The organism is Rodentibacter mrazii (assembly GCF_001998825.1).
GTDB classification, from domain to species: Bacteria; Pseudomonadota; Gammaproteobacteria; order Enterobacterales; family Pasteurellaceae; genus Rodentibacter; species Rodentibacter mrazii.
Window position 1 is genome coordinate 42,946 of the sequence record NZ_MLHG01000026.1, and the last position, 19,159, is coordinate 62,104.

The following is a 19,159-nucleotide window of genomic DNA, read 5'->3' on the forward strand; positions in this document are numbered from 1 at the left end:
ATTTGCAGGGCATTTTATCGCGAAATGATCTCTAATTTAAGGGTTAAGTTCTGAAATGATGAATAATATCAATCAATATCGGTGATTTTTCTCATTTTACGATGTACTTATATTTTGCTAGAATGCCGCATCATTTTTTAGGAACGGAAAGTAAATGAGCGATATTTCTCAAGATGCACTAAATGTGCGTAATGCCCTGATTGCTAAGGGTATTGAAACCCCAATGATTAGCCCCAACCAAAATAAAGACGAACGCCGTTCCGGTATTTCCAAGCATATGCGGGAGGTAATGAAACTGATCGGGCTGGATTTAAGGGACGACAGTTTAGAAGAAACGCCGAATCGTTTGGCAAAAATGTTCATTGACGAAATTTTTAGTGGAATGGATTATGCCAATTTCCCTAAAATGACAAAAATTAAAAATCAAATGAAAGTCAGTGAAATGGTGCAAGTCAATGATATTACGCTTACCAGCACATGCGAACATCATTTTGTGACCATTGATGGTAACGTTGCTGTTGCTTACTATCCAAAAGATTGGGTGATCGGGCTTTCTAAAATTAATCGGATCGTTGCTTTTTTTGCGCAACGCCCGCAAGTACAAGAACGTTTAACAGAACAACTTTTAACGGCTTTTCAAACTATTTTGGAAACTGACGATGTTGCCGTTTATGTGAAGGCGACCCATTTTTGTGTTAAAGCCCGTGGAGTGAAAGATACCAACAGTTATACTGTGACTTCCGCTTATGGGGGCGTATTTTTGGAAGATCGCGAAACCCGCAAAGAGTTTTTAGCATCAATCCAAAAATAAAAATGTTAAAAGAAATGACCGCACTTTGAGTTATTAAAGTGCGGTCATTTTTTTGTGATTTTATCTTTAGATCCACATAAAGTAGGCTGATCCGCCGATCACAGCGATACAGAATAAATTCAGGATAAAGCCGACTTTTGCCATATCAACTTGTTTAACATGTCCTGTTGAGAACACAATGGCATTAGGCGGTGTGGCGATAGGAAGCATAAAAGCACAGCTGGCGCCACAAGCAATAATTGCTGCAAGTGCAATCGGTGGTAATCCCATAGATTGTGCGACAGAAATAATAATCGGTGTAATTAACGCAGCACTTGCCGTATTAGAGGTAAATTCCGTTAAGAAGATAATAAAGCTTGCGATCGCAAAGCAGAGTACCCAAAGTGGTTTTTCTTGTACAAATTGTACGATGGTATCTGCCATAATTTTACTTGCACCCGAATCTTTCATAACAATGCTGAGCGTTAAGCCGCCGCCAAATAGTAAAAGCACACCCCATTCCACCCGTTCTTGAATTTCTTTCCAGCTGGCAACCCCTGAAACACAAATTAAAATAACAACGAGAAGTGCAATAACCGTATCGAAATTTTCAATGTTTTTCGGTAGTGCTAAAAATTGACTGATCCATGGGTTAATAATAGAGCCAAACAATAATAAAAGGGTCATAAAAATAAAAATACCAAGGGTAAGTATGTTTTTTTGATTGAGTTCTACTTTTTCGATTGACGGTGAGAACTCGACAGAAAAGTCAGGACGTAAAATCACCCATAATGCGAAAATCATAGATGGGATTAAGAGCAACATTACAGGAAATCCATAAGCTAACCATTCTGTAAAAGTTACCTGAATTTGAGAAGCTAAAATGGCGTTAGGAGCACTACCGACAAGTGTTCCGATTCCGCCAATATTTGCACTAAATGCCATTCCAAGTAATACAAAACAATAGAGGCGATAATTTTTTTGGGCATTAATGCCCTTTAGCATGCCCACAGTAAGAGGTAACATCATGGCTGCGACGGCGGTATTATTTATCCACATAGAAAGAAAAATTGTCACGCCAAACAGATAAGCGACAGATAATTTTAAATTGCCTTTCGCTAGGCGGATAATATAGTTAGCGATAATTTTGTCGAGATTCTGAATTTGTAGAACTGCGGCGACAACAAATCCACCAAAAAACATATAAATAATAGGGGTTGAAAAAGGTGCTAGTGCTTTTTGTGTATTAATCAATCCCAAACCAATAGCAACTATCGGCACCATAAGTGATGTTACGGTAATATTAAATGCTTCGGTCAGCCATAAAATCCCGACAAAGATAAGTAAAGCAAGACCACGATTTTCTTGTGGGGAGAAAGGGAGATGCTTAATTAAAACAAGCATTAGAATAAAATCTAAGGCAAGGATAATTAAACTTTTATATTTGGAAAAATATGTTGTGTTTTTTTGCATTGTCAAACCTCCATAATGAAGCCTTTTGTTATAAGATTGTATATTTTTCAGCTAAGCTTTTAACAGAATTTATAATTTAGATCAAATGGTTTTAACAAATTATGGATGGTTAAAAAGAGCGGTCAAATTTTCATATGAATTCGGCATTTTGTAGCAGTTGCACAAATCTGTTTTTTGGTTAGCTTGTAGGGACACACTGCGTGTGTCCGAATTTTAACCTATTGAAATGATTTGATTTTATAACGGACGCACGCAGTGTGTCCCTACACGTCGTTGAAATTTCTATTTTTGTGCATTTGCTACATAATACCGCATGAATTTGTGAAATTGCCCTGCATTTTATAGCAAACACATAAAATAAAAAATTTATACAAAATGTAGACGTTGAGTGCGTATTCTAAGCACAGTGCTTGATAACCGACAGTCTTGTCATTAAATGTAACGGTACGGTTTACAAAGCAAAACTTTATTTTACGCCAACCTCCGGATAAATTAGCTCATATCAAAGCGTATTTAGGTGACTCATTTTTATCAAGTAAAAAAGGCTTGGGAAATCCCGAGCCTTTTTGTTTTTGATGTTAAGCCTTGATTTAGTGATGAACGCCAATATTAACCAAAGACGCGATTTAAATGTGCTTTGTAATCAGCGATGTATTTTGGTACATCAGGTGATTTAATCACATCATTACATATAAATGTCGGTAAGCGCTCGGTAATGCCAATAAACTCATTGGCTTTATGGAAATGTAAATAAACACCATCTACACCTTGTGCTTCAAAGAAATCCCCTTCACGGGTAAAAGCTTCTATCGGTGCATTCCAAGTAAGCGAAAGCATATGTTTTTTACCTCCCAATAAACCGCCTGTGCCGTATCCCTCTGTTGGATTAACACGGTGACGACCATCGCTTTGATATAATTTGCCGTGTCCTGCGGTAAATACCTCGTCAATGTATTTTTTTACCGTCCAAGGTTCGCCCATCCACCAGCCGGGCATTTGCCAAATTACCGCATCCATCCATAAAAATTTTTCGATTTCAGCCGTAATATCATAGCCCTGCTCAATGACAGTTTCTTGTACTTGATGTCCCAAGTTTGCCAACACTTCACGTGCTGTGGCGTGCAGGGTATGGTTTAATTGCCCGTTAGAATGTTTCCACCGTCTAATAATAAAATGTTCATTATGCTCTCCTGATAGATTTAATAATAGATTAAGCGGTTAGATTTTTTGATTATTTGGTGTTAGCACAATACCCTAGATATCCAATTTTGTATATCTCCGATATTGTGCCAAAACTTCTTCAAAATTAACCGCTCTTTTAGTCATTAGAATGCATATTTTACATTCATTCCAATGTTAAAGTTGCGTTTTAGTGCCGGTTCGTAGTAGCGACTGCTGATATCGTTGATGACCACATTGGCATAATCTTTATCGAATAGATTATTGACACGCAAGTGGTGATCAATCTGCCAGTTACCTTTTTCCCACAAGTAGCCCGCATAAGCTCCCACTACGGTGTAGCTTGGGGCGTATTCGCTGTTCGCATTATTGACCGCTACTTTGCCGTGATAACGGGCATCTGCACCTATACGCCAGCCTTTTTGGTCGTGCCAACCAAGGCTTGCGTAGGCACTATGTTTCGCTACGCCGGCAATACGATTGCCTTGGGTAATATTCGTTCTGACAGTTTGGCGGAAGCGAGCATCCACAAAGGTATAGCTTAATTGCATTTTTAAATCTTGCCAAAGCGTACCGTTCCAAGCTAATTCCGCACCTTGTCGGCGGGTTTTACCGGCATTGTGGAAGGTTGCCCGACCGCCCATTGTGCCTGCTGAAAAAATATCATCTTTGCTGTCGGTACGATAAAGTGCCATAGTTAGCATACCGTCACCTAAGCCTCGCTTCAGACCGATTTCATAATTATCCGTGGTAAGCGGTTTGAGGTCGAAATTCAAGCCGGATTGCCCGTCCGGTCGATAACTTAACTCTAAAAATGTGCCTGTTTCAAAGCCACGGCTGTAAGAGGCGTAGAGATTGGTATCTGCCAGCCCTTGCCAACTTAGCCCAATATTTGGAAGCCATTTTTCATCTTTTTTGTGTCCGCTGTCATCACCGTTGCGAAGATAGTGATCCTTTGATTTAAACGTGGTTGTGCTGTATCGCAAACCACTGTGAAACAACCAATTCGGCAAGAATGTCCATTGTGCTTGCACATACGGATCGAGGTTGTAAATTTTATTGGTTTCATCACGGCGTAAAGTGCCTTTTATCCCATTGATCCTGCCGTTAAAATTTTCATAGCCTTTACGTTTGTCTTGCATATAGTCGAATGCCACACCTGTGATCACATTAAAGTTGTTGGCAAAATCGTGTTGTAAATGCACATCTGTACCTGCATAATAGCGAGTGAAGTCAATCACACCGCCAGCGTGCCCAGCGTTACGGATTTGGGTAACGCGAGGAATGGGCAAATACTGCTCAAGACGGCGTTCACCAAGGTAGGCGGTCAAATTCAAGCGGTTTTTTTCATCTAATTTTTGGTGATAACTCAAGCCAAGTTGAGTTTGACGTACATTTTTGCGTGCATTAAACATTTCAAGATTCGTCGCAACCTGATTACGGTTTTCTTTCCATTGTTCATAGCTTAATGCGCCCGGATCTTGCGCTTTAATATCACTATGGTTGAAAGTAATGCTTACTTCCGCTTGATTTTCTGTTGTCCAATCCACTTTAAAATTGACTTGATTTTTACGTGCGGCGCTGTGATCACGTTCGCCTTTGGTAGTGAACCGATTAACGCTCAATACATACGCAGGCATATATTTATTGTCGCCTCCGCCTTGCGCTTTTAAGGCGTAATGCCATGTACCATTGCTACCACCGTCCACGCTGGTTTCAATACTCGGTGGGTTTTGTCCTTTTTGGCTATGCACTAAAATCGTGCCGGCGGATGAATTACCATAAAGGGAGGAAAACGGTCCTTTGAGCATTTCAATACGTCCTAGGGAATTAAGATCAATGTGGGACGTTACCCCTTGACCGTCCGGCATTGTGGCGGGAATGCCATCCACATATAACCGTACGCCGCGCACACCCATACGAGAACCGCGCGTAGAAAGATTAATATCTTGTGCATAATTATGCCGATCCACGGCTACCAAACCGGCAATCCCTTGCAAGGCTTCGCTTAAGCTGATATTCATTCCGCTTTTTTGGCGCACACCCTCTCCTTCAATCACATCAATGGAAGCAGGAGTACTAAAAGGGTTCATTTCTGTGCGAATAGCGGTTACGGTAATTTCATCTAATGCTGTTTCATCGTTGGCAAAACTATTGACTGCACTAAAGGCAATCAACGTTGCGATAACCGTTTTCTTCATTTGCTTATCCTTTAAAAGAAAGGCATCTTTGAAGATGCCTTGAAATATTTACAAATTTTGGTCAATATCCGACCGTTTGTGAGAGTTAGGATTATTTATCGGTGTATTCAAACACGATAATTGCACCTTTATTTTGCATTTCAGTGTTCGGCTTGCTGTTTTTACCTAAACCGTAACCGACCGCATCGGTCGCCACATAGATTTTGCGTGTGTCCGGACTGATTACTGCATTACGGTAACGGTTATCGGTTTTGAAGTGTTTACTGAAATCGCCTTGTACTTGTTCTGATTTGCCATCCAATTTCACACGATAAATCGCACCGCTTTTTAAGGTTGTGATTAACAAGGAATTTTGCCATTCCTTGATCGCACCGTCTTTCGGATAGTAAATTATGCTTGACGGAGCAATCGTCGGCCAGCATAAAAATGCCAACTTACCGCAGTTTTCATCGGAGTAGTTATAATCTGTCGGCACAGTAAAGAAGGTTTTTTGCGGTGCTTTAAAGTTTGGGGCATTAAATTCACTTTCTTGGTGAACCGGTACGCCTTCCGGAATGACATTAGAATCAAATTTCGCTTGTAATTCTTTCGGTGCTTTAAACCATTCGGCGTAAACATAAGCTTCGTTATCTTTATAACCTGCAACATTCGGCCAGCCATAGTTACCGCCTTTTTCAATACGGTTTAATTCATCATCGCTGGACGGGCCGTGCTCCACTGCAAATAATTTATCACCAACAAAGGCTAAACCTTGTGTGTTACGGAAACCGTAAGCGTAAACGTGACTTTTTACGCCGTTTAATTCCGGGTTATCCGCAGGAATTGAGCCATCTACATTTAAGCGTAGAATTTTACCCGGATAAAGTGAATAATCTTTGTTTGCAACCTGCTCAGCTGTTGGTAAGTGCTGTGATTGAATTTCTTTATCAACATGTTTACCTTGCCCGAAACCCTGATCGCCAATGGTGTAGAATAATGTACCGTCCGGCGCAAAACGTAAACGTCCTGAATTGTGGTCGCCACTTGCCGGCAATTTATCAATAACAATGGTTTCATTTGCCAATTTATTGGCTTTTTCATCGTAAGTTAAACGAACAATGCGCGCGAATTTTTTGTCGCCTTCATTATACGTGTAGGCGGTATAAAGATAGTTTTCACCTTTACCGGATAAAAATTCCGGTGCAAGGGCTAACCCTAACACGCCTTGATGTGGAGGAGCGGAGAAGGCGTTTTCAAAATGATATAAAACAGTACGTTTTCCGCTTTTTGGATCGATTTTAACAATATTCTTGCCTTGACGCTCGGTAATCCAAAGTTGGGTATCCTTACCCCAAAGCATTTCCCAAGGGCTTTCCAAGCCATCGACTAATACGGTTGCGTTAAATTGTTCGGCAATATCCACTTTATCGCCGGCTTTCGCATAAAGATTGTTGCTTGTTAAAGTTAATGCGCCCAATGCAAGCGCAAGTGCTGTTTTTTTCATTTAATCTCCTAAATAAGATTATGGTTGATAAAATTACCGAGTAAAAGTGCGGTCGGAAAATACAATGGATTTTAGACATTGAATTTACCAACCGACCAAAATCAAGGCGCACATTCTAATGATTTATAAAATACTGGAAAAGAGGTTTTGCAAATGAGCGGTCATCACCGCTCACTATTTACTATCTTATTACGCTATGGCGACTTCCATTGGGATTTCCATCAACAAAATTTCGGCATCATCTGTTGCTTCTACATTGAAGTTTTCTATATCCCAAACCCCTAAACCATCACGTTCGGTAAGATCGAAACCAGCTATTTTTGCTGAGCCTTTGATCACAAACGCATAGACACCGTTTTTTGTATCATTTAGGCGATATTCTTTCACTGTGCCTTTGTCAAATTTTGCCAAGTTAAACCACGCATTTTGGTGAATCCACACACCTTCATCGTTTGCATTTGGCGAAAGAATTTGTTGGAAATCATTTGGTTTTGCGTCTTCCGCAAGGCTAATTTGTTGATAACGAGGCTCAACATTGCGTTTGTTTGGGAAGACCCAAATTTGTAAAAATTTCACCGGCGTATCCGCGTTCGGATTCATTTCACTATGGGTAATTCCTGTACCTGCTGACATCACCTGAATATCGCCATGGCGAATCACACTGCCGTTTCCCATACTGTCACGATGTGCTAAATCACCACTTAACGGAATGGAAATGATCTCCATATTATCGTGTGGATGTGTAACAAAGCCACGACCACCTTCAACGAAGTCATCGTTAATCACCCGTAATGCCCCAAAATGAATGCGGTCAGGATCATAGTAGTTTGCAAAACTAAAAGTATGACGACTTTTTAACCAACCGTGATCCGCATTGCCACGAGAATTTGCAGAATGAAATACAGTTTTCATAAATATTCCTTAACTTTTTAAAAATGAGTTGCACACGCTGTGCGTTGATGTGGCATATATTACACTTTCCTGAAAAAAGAAAAATATGGTTTTTATTAAAAGATTATTTATTAATAGTAAATAATTGAAGAGGGATTATTTGAGTATTTTTGGATTCTTATCAGGTAGAACATAAGATTAATTGGGAATATAAAAAAGAGCCGGCAAAGCCAGCTCTTTTATCGACTAAATAAACCTAAAATTGTGTTCAGTGCAATTAAAGATCAAAATCGCCGAAATCGTTGGTATCGACTTTTGAGTCAATTTGTCCCACAAGATAAGAACTCACTTCCACTTCTTGTGGTGCCACTTGCACGTTATCGGAAACCAACCAAGCGTTAATCCAAGGGATAGGGTTAGAACGCGCTTGGAACGGCAACGGTAAACCAACGGCTTGCATACGAATGTTGGTGATATATTCCACATATTGCACCAAAATATCTTTGTTTAAACCAATCATTGAACCGTCTTTAAACAAATAATCCGCCCATTCTTTTTCCTGTTCTGCCGCAGCGAGGAATAAATCATAGGCTTCTTGTTTACATTCTTCGGCAATTTCTGCCATTTCAGGGTCGTCCTGACCCGCTGCCATAATGTTTAAAATATGCTGTGTACCAGTTAAATGTAAGGCTTCATCACGGGCGATAAATTTAATGATTTTTGCGTTACCTTCCATTAATTGGCGCTCCGCAAAAGCGAAAGAGCAAGCAAAAGACACATAGAAACGAATCGCCTCAAGGGCGTTCACACTCATTAGGCAAAGATAAAGTTGTCTTTTGAGGTTGCGCAAGGTGACGACACATTCTTTGCCGTCCACTGTGTAACTGCCTTCGCCGTACAAGCCATAAAGTTGGCTATCACGGATTAAATCATCGTAGTAAGAAGAAATATCGCGCGCACGTTTGATAATTTCTTCGTTGGTAACGATGTCATCAAAAACGATAGACGGATCGTTCACAATATTACGAATAATATGGGTGTAGGAACGGCTGTGAATGGTTTCAGAGAACGTCCAAGTTTCAATCCAAGTTTCCAATTCAGGAATGGATACCAACGGTAACAGTGCCACGTTCGGGCTGCGACCTTGAATAGAATCCAATAAGGTCTGATATTTTAAGTTACTGATGAAAATATGTTTTTCATGTTCCGGTAAAGCCGCATAATCAATACGATCCTGTGACACATCCACTTCTTCCGGACGCCAGAAGAAAGAAAGTTGTTTTTCAATGAGCTTTTCAAAAGTCTCATATTTTTGTTGATCGTAACGAGCAACGTTGACATTCTGACCAAAGAACATCGGCTCTTTTAATTGGTCGTTTTTAGTTTGTGAGAAAGTGGTGTATGCCATTTGGGTTTCCTCTGTTTTTTAAAAAAGTGCGGTCGATTTTAACCGCACTTTTAAAGGTTTGATTAATTAGATTTTACAAGCCCCACCAGCGCAGCCGTCATCAAGATCTTCTTGGGCATCTTCGGCGCCGTCGCGGGTGTTTTGGTAGTAAAGGGTTTTTAAGCCATATTTGTAAGCGGTTAATAAGTCTTTTAATAGCACTTTCATTGGGACTTTACCGTCTTCAAAACGTTTTGGATCGTAGTTAGTGTTAGCGGAAATCGCTTGATCCACGAATTTTTGCATAATGCCGACTAAGTGGAGATAGCCGTCATTGTTTGGGATATCCCACAGCAATTCGTAATTGTCGCTTAAGTTTTCGTAATCCGGCACCACTTGTTTTAAGATACCGTCTTTTGAGGCTTTCACACTGATATGGCCGCGTGGCGGTTCAATACCATTGGTTGCGTTAGAAATCTGTGATGACGTTTCTGACGGCATTAGTGCGGTGAGGGTCGAGTTACGTAAACCGAATTCTTGAATATCTTTGCGCAAACTTTCCCAATCGTAGTGCAATGGTTCTTGTGTGAGCGAATCCAAATCTTTTTTATAGGTATCAATCGGTAAAATACCTTGTGAATAGGTGGTTTGATTGAAATATTCGCAGGCACCTTGTTCTTTGGCTAAATTCATTGAGGCTTTCAATAAATAATATTGAATCGCTTCAAAAGTGCGGTGAGTTAAATCATTCGCACTGCCATCAGAATAACGTACCCCGTTTTTCGCCAAGTAATAAGCATAGTTAATCACGCCAATCCCTAAAGAACGGCGGGCAAGAGAACTGCGTTTTGCCGCGGCAACAGGGTAGTCCTGATAACCCAATAGGGCATCTAATGCACGAACGGCAAGATTCGCTAATTCTTCCAATTCATCAAGATTTTCAATTTTGCCTAAGTTAAATGCGGAAAGGGTACAAAGCGCAATTTCCCCATTTTCATCATGAATATGATTTAACGGTTTGGTTGGCAACGCAATTTCTAAGCATAAGTTAGATTGGCGTACCGGAGCCAGTTGCGGATCAAACGGCGAGTGGGTATTACAGTGATCCACATTTTGAATATAGATACGACCGGTTGATGCGCGTTCTTGCATTAATAGAGAGAAAATTTCTACTGCTTTGACTGTGCGTTTACGGATATTCGGAGCTTGCTCATATTTGACATAAAGCTCTTCAAATCTATCTTGATCGGCAAAAAAAGCTTCGTAAAGTCCCGGTACATCGGAAGGACTGAACAAGGTAATATCACCGCCTTTAATTAAGCGTTGATACATTAATTTATTTAATTGCACGCCGTAGTCCATGTGACGAACACGGTTGTCTTCCACACCACGGTTATTTTTTAACACTAGCAGGCTTTCGGCTTCTAAATGCCATAACGGATAGTAAACCGTTGCCGCCCCGCCACGCACGCCACCTTGTGAACAGGATTTCACCGCTGTTTGGAAGTATTTATAGAACGGAATACAACCTGTATGGAAAGCTTCACCGCCACGAATTTCACTGCCTAAGGCACGAATTGCACCGGCGTTTACGCCAATTCCCGCACGTTGGGAAACATATTTCACAATGGCGGAAGCCGTGGCATTGATCGAATCCAAACTGTCGCCACATTCAATTAAAACACAAGAACTGAATTGACGGGTTGGGGTGCGCACACCAGCCATAATAGGTGTTGGCAAGGAAATTTTGAAGGTGGAGGTAGCATCGTAAAAACGCTTGATATAATCCAAGCGGGTTTCCTGCGGATATTTTGAAAATAAACTCGCTGCAACCAACAAATAAAGAAACTGTGCAGATTCGTAAATCTCACCGGTTACACGGTTTTGCACTAAATATTTGCCTTCCAGTTGTTTGACGGCAGCATAAGAAAAGGTCATATCACGCCAGTGGTCGATAAAACCGTCCATTTCATCCCATTCTTCACGGGTGTAATCGTCTAAAAGGGCATGATCATATTTACCCATACGTACGAGTTTTTTGACGTGATCATATAAACGAGGTGGGTCGAAATGACCATAAGCCTTTTTACGCAAATGGAAAATCGCTAAACGAGCAGCAAGATATTGATAATCAGGAGTATCTTTACTGATTAAATCTGCTGCGGCTTTGATAATGGTTTCGTGAATATCGGAAGTACGAATCCCTTCGTAAAATTGGATATGCGAACGCAATTCTACTTGAGAAACGGAAACATTTTCTAATCCTTCTGCCGCCCAAGTAATGACACGGTGGATTTTATCGAGATTGATTTGTTCCTGCGAACCATCACGCTTAGTGACCTTTAAACTTTTGTTCATAAGTACGAGCCCTGTTATTGTTATGATATTTTTGTAACACAATATATAGTGTTTATAAAATAATGTTGCACAAGATAATGTGTTTTTTTGGTCAGATCAAGTGATAAATTTTTTATCAAAATGATTGACAAAAAATTTGTTATTAAAAAACAAATACTTTTCCGAGAATTGTAAATATGAGAATTTTTGCTTGAAAAAAACAAAAAAGTGCGGTCGAAAATCGCATTGTTTTCGACCGCACTTTTATAGAAAAAATAAGTTTTAGGGGGAAAATTAATTCAAGTATTTAAATACTTTAACCACTTTTTGTACCCCACTAATTTTGCTGGCAATCTCAGCGGCGGCATCTGCTTGGGCTTGTGTTACATTACCTAGTAAGAACACTTCGCCATTTTCAGTGATGACTTTCACATCCGTTGATTTCACTCTATCATCCACTAACATCTTGGATTTCACTTGTGTGGTGATCCAACTATCTTTGCTGATTTGTCCGATAGTAATTTTAGGGTTCACGCGTAATTCATTATAGACATCGGCTACACCATCCACGCCTTTTGCCAGACTAGTTGCGGTTTCCTTAGTATTTTCACTTGGTACTTGACCGATTAGTAATACACGAGCACTGTAAGACACGGCATTCACACGCGCTTCGGATTTAATTTGTTCATCTTTATCTAAGGCATTTTCTACCTTAAATTCAAGAGTCTCATCATCGACTTGTGTACCCATTGTGCGTGGGTCCGTTGCAACTTTTGTTCCTGCTGCGGCTCCGCCAAGTACTGCGGCGACACAGCCTTGGAGCAGAATGGAAGTACTTAGAATAAATGCCAATTTTTTAACTGGGGTTAGTTTCATTTCTCTCTCCTTTATTTAAATGAATCAATTAGTTAGTCAAATAAATAGTGAAATAGTTTAGGATCTCAGATCCTAGAATAATGAACATTCTATCAAACTCTTGGAAATAATGTGTGATCAATCAGCTCACAAACAGCATTGATCACAAATAAATGATTTTCCAAAATACGGCTTTCTTTGTTGGTAGGAATGGAAATTTCCAAATCTTGTTCTGCTAATAAGCCTTGAATGGCATCATTATTTGAACCGGTTAAAGCAATCACACTAATTTCTTTGCTTACCGCATTGGCAATGGTATTGAGTACGGCTTTTTCCACACCAAGCGGAGCAAACGCAATAAGTAAATCTCCGGGTTTTGCTATTGCATTAAATTGATGTTGATAGAGATTTTCCGCTGAATGATCAAAAACTAAGGAAGAACCGACCGCACTTTCTAGACTGAGTAGTGCCGAAGGAAAGCTTGGGCGCTCAATATCATAGCGATTAAGCAAATTGGAAACCAAAAATTGTGCATTGGCATAAGAGCGTGAGATGCCACAAGCAATGACTTTGTTGCCGCCAAGTAAGCATTGAATCACCTTTTGGGTTGCATTGGCAATATTTTCCGTGAGTAAACTGGAGGCGGAAATTTGAATTTGGATGCTTTCGCTATAAATGTCTTTAACTTTTTGTAACATAATTGAAAATAAAATTAGTCGAGAAAATTAGGAATCCATTGAATATCTTGCACATTCTTACCGAAAGCGATGAGATCAAAACGACAGTCGGCATCTTCTAAACTGAGATTCTGTTTTGCAAGCCAGAGATTTGCCGCATCAAGCCATTTCTGTTGCTTATACCAATCTACGCTATCAATAGCAGAACCAAAACGTGCATTTGAACGTTGGCGAACTTCCACAAATACGATAGTTTTCCCATCTTGCATAATGAGATCTAATTCGCCGCATTTGAAATATTGATTTGCCGCAATAAAATGCAATCCTTTTGATTCCAAAAAAAGGCGGGCTTGATGCTCAAAGCCCGCTCCTTGTTGGCGTTTTAGCGAAAACATAGTTAGTTGGCTACCGGTATTACATTACCGTCTTGGTATTGGAACCAAGTCATATCACGCTCGACATTACAATTCGGTCCGGAACTTAACACGCCGGTTAAGCCGCTTAACTGATAGCCCGGTACTTGGCGTAATTCATTAAAATGATTAATTAATAACCAAGCATCCGCACCCATTGCATATAAACGCATTAGCTGATATTCACCGCCGGTTGAGCCCGCCACTTTTTGATATTGTGCGGATGTAGTTTCTTTGAAGAACGGAATATCGCTAAATTGTACACCGTTCATTTGTGTTACATATTCAGTAGAATTGCTTGCTGAGTTAGAGCGTGAACTTGCGTAGATTTTTAAATTTGGCGCACTATTGGCAAGATAACCTTTAATTTCTGCCAATTCATCAGGTGATGCAACGGCATAAAGTGCGGTTGAATTTGACGCATTTTCTTGCAAGAAATAAGGCACATCGGCCGGTAAATTATAGTAGCGAATATTGGCATCCGTTGAAGCCAATTGCTGCCAACGAACATTAAAGGCATTGCCCACGCGCTGACCTAATTCATTTTGTGGCATGGCAACAACAGGGTTACGTACACCATCATTCCACATTTTTGTTGCAGCTGATTCTGCTTCATCTTCCGGCGATAAACCGTAGTAACACATTTGATTAATTGCACGGGCATTTGGCGTTGCGTTTAATGCCAATACATCCATACCTTGTACTGATGCAGGGTTGTTAATGATTGATTCGACATTTTGTTTTAAAAGCGGACCAACTAAGGCTTTAACACCGGCTTCTTTTGCCTGTGCAGTGATTTCGTCGATTGAATAGATTGCAGAATCAAAAATTTGCACCGGAATAGTGGAATTTCCTTTCGCATCGTTAAAACCGGATAGAATAGTATTGCCTAATATTTGACCATCACCGCTGATCGGTAAAACTAAACCGATTTGTGCAAGATTGGTTTGTTGGAAATTTAACAAACTTTGCAATTCTTTTGGAAAAAGGGTGGCTGCCGCGTGATTTGGATAAGCATTTTTCCAGTTTTGTAAGGCTTGGCTTAGTTGTACGGGCTGACGAATATTATCGTTATACGCCTTAATTAAGGTAAGCCAACCACCTAATGCTACATTGTTGTCATCTGGTGCATTGTTGATCATGCCTGTATTTGCCGAACGTAATAACGCCCAAGTTTTATCCACGTTGCTTTGGCGACGTTGTACATCAGTGAGATTTTCATCCATTTTGATGCGTGCTTTTACCGCTTCAATCACATCTTTACGATTTTCTGCAATGCTGGCTTGTGTTTCATAATACCGTGATTTCTGAGAAAGGCTGAGTTTTTTGAGATCAATTAAACGTAATTGATTTTCAGCCACTTCATTTGCTCCTTTAGCGGCTGAAAGACGGGCTGCAATTAACGAACGGTCAAGTTGTTGTGCCTCGTTTAATTCGCCTAACTCAGATAATATCGCCTCGGATTGTGCAATCTTGTTCTCTGCAATTAATGCACGCGCAGCGAGTAATTTATAGGTTTCTTTATCTTCAACATTCTGAGTTTGTTCTAATTTGTTCATATAAAATTCAGAACTGGCGTTGGCATCGCGTTGAAGCATTTCAGTAAAGCTGCTGCCAAACAAATTGGAACAGCCGGCCAATGCGACGGATAATAAAATTGGCATTAAACGTTTTTTAAAACCTGCGCCTTGTAATAGAATAGACATATTCGCTTTTGCTCCATTATAAATGAGTCAATAATGGTGTGATCTTACTTATCTCAAACCTTAAAAGCAAACAAAATGAATAATGTAACCGGAATTTTATATATTGTGGCAACACCGATTGGTAATCTGCAAGATATTACTCAACGTGCTTTGGAAACCTTTTCCCAAGTGGATTTAATTGCGGCAGAAGATACACGCCACAGCGGTTTATTGCTCAGTCACTATGGTATTAAGAAACCATTTTTCGCGTTGCATGATCATAACGAGCAAGAAAAAGCCGCTGTTTTGGTAGAAAAACTGAAACAAGGGGGGAATATTGCATTAATATCCGATGCCGGAACGCCTTTAATTAGCGATCCCGGTTTTCATTTAGTGCGTCAATGCCGCGAAGCGGGGATCCGTGTAGTGCCTTTGCCGGGAGCTTGTGCGGCAATTACGGCACTTTGTGCTTCAGGTATAGCCTCGGATCGTTTTTGCTTCGAGGGTTTTTTACCGGCGAAAAGTAAAGCGCGTAAGGATAGATTAGAAAACGTAGCGGAAGAAGACCGCACTTTAATCTTTTATGAATCTACCCATCGTATTTTAGATACCCTTGCAGATATGCAAGAAGTGCTCGGTGAAGAGCGTTATGTCTTGTTGGCGCGTGAGCTCACTAAAACGTGGGAAACTATCGCAGGCGATACTGTGAACAGTTTACGGCAATGGTTAGCCGAAGATCCAAACCGAACTAAGGGGGAAATGGTGTTGATTGTAGAAGGTCAACCTAAGCGAGAAAATGAGGGGGAATTTTCTCCTCAAGCGATTAAAGCCTTAACCTTGATTACCCAAGAACTGCCTCTTAAAAAAGCGGCGGCAATTGTAGCGGAATTATATGGTTACAAGAAAAATGCCTTATATCAATTTGGTTTAGAACATTTATAAGCAATTTCTTATTTCACAAAAACTTGCTGTTTTTTGACCGCACTTTTTAGCTAAGTTTTATTTTATAGATCTCGTCTATTTACGGAGAAGAATATGTTAAAACAGGTTTCGGAAAGTTTATTGACTCCAAGTCATTTATCCACCAAAGAATTATTAAATATTTTTGATCTAATGTCGCACCGCAATATTGATTATGCGGATTTATATTTTCAGCTTAGCCAAGATGAAAATTGGGTATTGGAAGATGGGATTATTAAAGAGGGTGGTTTTCACATTGATCGTGGCGTAGGGGTTCGTGCGGTATCCGGTGAAAAAACCGGTTTTGCTTACTCGGATCAAATTAACCTTGCTTCACTGCAACAATGTGCCAATGCAGTGAAGGGCATTGCGCAACGTCAGCAAGGCAACATTATTGTGCCAAATGCACTTAATGCCGTAAATCCGATTATGCGTTATGCTTCCATTAATCCGTTAGAAAGCCTTTCTAAAGAAAAGAAAATTGAATTATTACATTTAGTTGATCGTACTGCTCGAGCGGAAGATCCGCGTGTCACCCGAGTTTCTGCCGGTTTAAGTGTGGTTTATGAAGAAGTATTGGTGATGGCAACAGATGGCACATTAGCCGCCGATATTCGGCCGCTTGTCCGTTTGTCAATTTCTGTATTAGTGGAAGAAAATGGAAAACGTGAGCGGGGAAGTTGTGGTTCCGGTGGACGTTTTGGATTGGATTGGTTCTTTGAAACGGTCGATGGTGATATTCGAGCCATCAATTTTGCGAAAGAAGCGGTTCGTCAAGCCTTGGTTAATTTAAGTGCTGTGGCGGCACCGGCAGGACTTATGCCGGTTGTGTTAGGCGCAGGGTGGCCGGGTGTGCTATTGCACGAAGCAGTAGGGCATGGTTTGGAAGGCGATTTTAATCGTAAAGAAAGTTCTCTATTTACAGGGAAAATTGGTGAATTAGTCACCTCTCCACTTTGTACGATTGTTGATGACGGCACGATTGCTCACCGCCGTGGTTCTCTCACCATTGATGATGAAGGTGTACCAAGTCAATGCAATGTACTCATTAAAGACGGCATTTTGCAGGGCTATATGCAAGATAAAATGAATGCCCGTTTAATGGGCGTGAAGCCTACGGGTAATGGCCGTCGAGAATCTTATGCGCATTTACCGATGCCACGTATGACAAACACTTATATGCTGGCGGGGCAGAGTCAATTTGAGGATCTAATCGCTTCTGTAGATCACGGCGTTTATGCCCCGCACTTTGGTGGTGGGCAAGTGGACATCACTTCAGGTAAATTTGTGTTTTCTACCTCTGAAGCCTATCTGATTGAAAAGGGGAAAATCACTAAGCCGGTAAAAGGCGCAACGCTAATTGGTAGCGGTATTGAGGTGATGCAAAAAATTTCGATGGTGGCAGATCAAACCGAGTTAGATTTAGGCATTGGTGTTTGTGGTAAAGACGGACAAAGTGTACCGGTTGGCGTAGGTCAACCGGCATTGAAGATTGATGAAATCACCGTGGGTGGTACAAATTAATTCTAAAAACAACCGCACTTTTTGTTTAATTAAAAGTGCGGTTAATTTTTCCGTTGGATTTTTGTTTAAGCGATTAATTATGCCCAATATTTGTCAATTTCAGCCCGAATGGCTTCTGCGGTTGCTTTGCCTTTTTCGCCGACTAATGCCCGACCTGCAATAAAGGCTTTTGCATTTTTAATTTCTTTGAACAGGTGAATATCTTCCGGCACAATGCCGCCGGTAATGGATAATTCAAGCCCGAGATCGGATAATTTTTTCATTAATTCCACATCTTCCGGCGTCCAGCCTTTACCGGCTAATTCCGCATCGCGGGAACGATGATAAATTGCCTGTTTTACCCCTAATTCAACCCATTCTTTGGCGTCTTTTTCTACCGTCCAGTTGCCGTAGATTTCGATTTGAATCTCTTTTTTGACTTTTAACTCAGGGTGAGCGGCATTAAATTCGTCCGCCACTTTTTTACAGGCGGCTTTGGTTGCAGGGTGGGCGGCAGCGGAGACGGTTAGCCAGTCGGCGCCGGCTTCAAATGCCATTTTCGCTAAGATTGCACCGCCGTCGGTGGTTTTTAAATCACACACAATAATATGATTTGGGTGTAAAGCCCGTAAGGTGCTGACGGCTTTCATTCCTTCAGCGCAGGCTAAGATGGTGCCAACTTCAATAATTTCCACTAAATTTTCCGCTTGTTTGGCATCGGCGACGGCTTTTTCCAAAGAAAGGGAGTCGAGGGCGATTTGTAGTAATGGTTTAGACATATTTATTCCTTCTGTTAATTTGAAAGGGGGGGAAGTGCGGTTAATTTTGACCGCACTTTTTGAATTGGGTTAGATTAACCGTTTAGCGCTTTATCAATCGCCGCATAAACTTCATCAGCATTATTACAGTGACGGAAACGGTTTAAATCCACGCCGTCATCACTATCAGGATCATCAAGAACTTGAGTAATTTCCATTAAACCTTGCATATGCTGATCGGAATCACTGCCGGCAAGGGTAATTAACACATATACCGGATCGTCTTCTCCGTCGAAATAAATCGGTTCTTTTAAGGTGACTAAAGCGAACGCTGTTTTAATCACCCCTTCTTCCGGACGGGCGTGTGGCATAGCAAGCCCCGGCGCTAAAATAATATAAGGCCCCATTTTTTCGATATTGCTGATAATGGTATCGTAATAACGCGGTTCTATTGCGCCCGATGCCTCTAATAAATCCGTACCGATTTTAATCGCGGCTTTCCAATCTGCTGCGGTTTGGTTGAGTTTGATTGAATTGTTGGCGATAAGAGATTCTTTTAACATACTG

Annotated in this window: 15 protein-coding genes and 1 pseudogene; 3 read left to right on the forward strand and 13 right to left on the reverse strand. The window is 40.8% G+C overall.

Going from position 1 to position 19,159, the window contains the following annotated elements:
- Nucleotides 1-154 precede the first annotated feature (154 nt).
- Nucleotides 155-811 carry a GTP cyclohydrolase I FolE gene (gene folE / locus BKK47_RS04965; protein WP_077493795.1) on the forward strand — a complete coding sequence of 219 codons (657 nt, stop codon included), beginning with the start codon at nt 155-157 and terminating at the stop codon, nt 809-811.
- 66 nt (nt 812-877) lie between these two features.
- Here the strand turns inward: folE and BKK47_RS04970 are convergent, their stop codons facing one another.
- The 11 genes and pseudogenes from BKK47_RS04970 to BKK47_RS05020 all read right to left on the reverse strand — a co-directional run bounded on the left by BKK47_RS04970 (nt 878) and on the right by BKK47_RS05020 (nt 15,392).
- Nucleotides 878-2,263: an SLC13 family permease gene (locus BKK47_RS04970; RefSeq protein WP_077493796.1), complete on the reverse strand. Its 1,386-nt coding sequence runs from the start codon at nt 2,261-2,263 to the stop codon at nt 878-880.
- Between the two features lie 609 nt (nt 2,264-2,872).
- A pseudogene (locus BKK47_RS04975) lies at nt 2,873-3,444 on the reverse strand (NAD(P)H-dependent oxidoreductase).
- A 144-nt stretch (nt 3,445-3,588) separates the two neighbouring features.
- Nucleotides 3,589-5,643, reverse strand: a complete 2,055-nt coding sequence (locus BKK47_RS04980) for a TonB-dependent receptor (RefSeq protein ID WP_077493797.1) — start codon at nt 5,641-5,643, stop codon at nt 3,589-3,591.
- A 91-nt stretch (nt 5,644-5,734) separates the two neighbouring features.
- Entirely contained in the window at nt 5,735-7,126 is a 1,392-nt protein-coding gene (locus BKK47_RS04985; protein WP_077493798.1) for a glucose/sorbosone family PQQ-dependent dehydrogenase, read from the reverse strand.
- 189 nt (nt 7,127-7,315) lie between these two features.
- Nucleotides 7,316-8,038, reverse strand: coding sequence for a pirin family protein (locus tag BKK47_RS04990; protein ID WP_077493799.1), 723 nt, complete (start codon nt 8,036-8,038; stop codon nt 7,316-7,318).
- Between the two features lie 256 nt (nt 8,039-8,294).
- Nucleotides 8,295-9,425 carry a class Ia ribonucleoside-diphosphate reductase subunit beta gene (gene nrdB, locus BKK47_RS04995; RefSeq protein ID WP_077493800.1) on the reverse strand — a complete coding sequence of 377 codons (1,131 nt, stop codon included), beginning with the start codon at nt 9,423-9,425 and terminating at the stop codon, nt 8,295-8,297.
- Between the two features lie 66 nt (nt 9,426-9,491).
- Nucleotides 9,492-11,762, reverse strand: a complete 2,271-nt coding sequence (gene nrdA / locus BKK47_RS05000; protein WP_077493801.1) for a class 1a ribonucleoside-diphosphate reductase subunit alpha — start codon at nt 11,760-11,762, stop codon at nt 9,492-9,494.
- Nucleotides 11,763-12,035: 273 nt separating this feature from the next.
- Nucleotides 12,036-12,617 (reverse strand): division/outer membrane stress-associated lipid-binding lipoprotein, encoded by a 582-nt coding sequence (dolP, locus tag BKK47_RS05005; RefSeq protein WP_077493802.1) that lies wholly within the window; start codon nt 12,615-12,617, stop codon nt 12,036-12,038.
- A 92-nt stretch (nt 12,618-12,709) separates the two neighbouring features.
- Entirely contained in the window at nt 12,710-13,294 is a 585-nt protein-coding gene (locus tag BKK47_RS05010) for a D-sedoheptulose-7-phosphate isomerase (protein ID WP_077493803.1), read from the reverse strand.
- A 14-nt stretch (nt 13,295-13,308) separates the two neighbouring features.
- Nucleotides 13,309-13,668, reverse strand: a complete 360-nt coding sequence (locus BKK47_RS05015; protein WP_077493804.1) for a YraN family protein — start codon at nt 13,666-13,668, stop codon at nt 13,309-13,311.
- 2 nt (nt 13,669-13,670) lie between these two features.
- Entirely contained in the window at nt 13,671-15,392 is a 1,722-nt protein-coding gene (locus tag BKK47_RS05020; protein ID WP_077493805.1) for a penicillin-binding protein activator, read from the reverse strand.
- Between the two features lie 75 nt (nt 15,393-15,467).
- On the opposite strand from BKK47_RS05020, the gene rsmI reads away from it, so the two are divergent.
- The gene (gene rsmI, locus BKK47_RS05025; RefSeq protein ID WP_077493806.1) at nt 15,468-16,313 is read left to right on the forward strand and encodes a 16S rRNA (cytidine(1402)-2'-O)-methyltransferase; all 846 of its coding nucleotides are present in this window, start codon (nt 15,468-15,470) and stop codon (nt 16,311-16,313) included.
- A 93-nt stretch (nt 16,314-16,406) separates the two neighbouring features.
- Nucleotides 16,407-17,855: a metalloprotease TldD gene (gene tldD, locus BKK47_RS05030; RefSeq protein WP_077493807.1), complete on the forward strand. Its 1,449-nt coding sequence runs from the start codon at nt 16,407-16,409 to the stop codon at nt 17,853-17,855.
- 77 nt (nt 17,856-17,932) lie between these two features.
- Here the strand turns inward: tldD and BKK47_RS05035 are convergent, their stop codons facing one another.
- Entirely contained in the window at nt 17,933-18,613 is a 681-nt protein-coding gene (locus tag BKK47_RS05035; RefSeq protein ID WP_077493808.1) for a 3-keto-L-gulonate-6-phosphate decarboxylase UlaD, read from the reverse strand.
- Between the two features lie 74 nt (nt 18,614-18,687).
- Nucleotides 18,688-19,155, reverse strand: a complete 468-nt coding sequence (locus BKK47_RS05040; RefSeq protein WP_077493809.1) for a PTS sugar transporter subunit IIA — start codon at nt 19,153-19,155, stop codon at nt 18,688-18,690.
- Nucleotides 19,156-19,159 lie beyond the last annotated feature (4 nt).

Bases quoted from the DNA above. Each gene is read 5' to 3' on its own strand.
- nrdA (WP_077493801.1), bottom strand. From the start codon at position 11,762: ATGAACAAAAGTTTAAAGGTCACTAAGCGTGATGGTTCGCAGGAACAA.
- BKK47_RS05020 (WP_077493805.1), bottom strand. From the start codon at position 15,392: ATGTCTATTCTATTACAAGGCGCAGGTTTTAAAAAACGTTTAATGCCA.
- BKK47_RS04980 (WP_077493797.1), bottom strand. From the start codon at position 5,643: ATGAAGAAAACGGTTATCGCAACGTTGATTGCCTTTAGTGCAGTCAAT.
- BKK47_RS05040 (WP_077493809.1), bottom strand. From the start codon at position 19,155: ATGTTAAAAGAATCTCTTATCGCCAACAATTCAATCAAACTCAACCAA.
- nrdB (WP_077493800.1), bottom strand. From the start codon at position 9,425: ATGGCATACACCACTTTCTCACAAACTAAAAACGACCAATTAAAAGAG.
- BKK47_RS04985 (WP_077493798.1), bottom strand. From the start codon at position 7,126: ATGAAAAAAACAGCACTTGCGCTTGCATTGGGCGCATTAACTTTAACA.
- BKK47_RS04990 (WP_077493799.1), bottom strand. From the start codon at position 8,038: ATGAAAACTGTATTTCATTCTGCAAATTCTCGTGGCAATGCGGATCAC.
- BKK47_RS05015 (WP_077493804.1), bottom strand. From the start codon at position 13,668: ATGTTTTCGCTAAAACGCCAACAAGGAGCGGGCTTTGAGCATCAAGCC.
- folE (WP_077493795.1), top strand. From the start codon at position 155: ATGAGCGATATTTCTCAAGATGCACTAAATGTGCGTAATGCCCTGATT.
- BKK47_RS05035 (WP_077493808.1), bottom strand. From the start codon at position 18,613: ATGTCTAAACCATTACTACAAATCGCCCTCGACTCCCTTTCTTTGGAA.
- rsmI (WP_077493806.1), top strand. From the start codon at position 15,468: ATGAATAATGTAACCGGAATTTTATATATTGTGGCAACACCGATTGGT.
- BKK47_RS04970 (WP_077493796.1), bottom strand. From the start codon at position 2,263: ATGCAAAAAAACACAACATATTTTTCCAAATATAAAAGTTTAATTATC.
- BKK47_RS05010 (WP_077493803.1), bottom strand. From the start codon at position 13,294: ATGTTACAAAAAGTTAAAGACATTTATAGCGAAAGCATCCAAATTCAA.
- tldD (WP_077493807.1), top strand. From the start codon at position 16,407: ATGTTAAAACAGGTTTCGGAAAGTTTATTGACTCCAAGTCATTTATCC.
- dolP (WP_077493802.1), bottom strand. From the start codon at position 12,617: ATGAAACTAACCCCAGTTAAAAAATTGGCATTTATTCTAAGTACTTCC.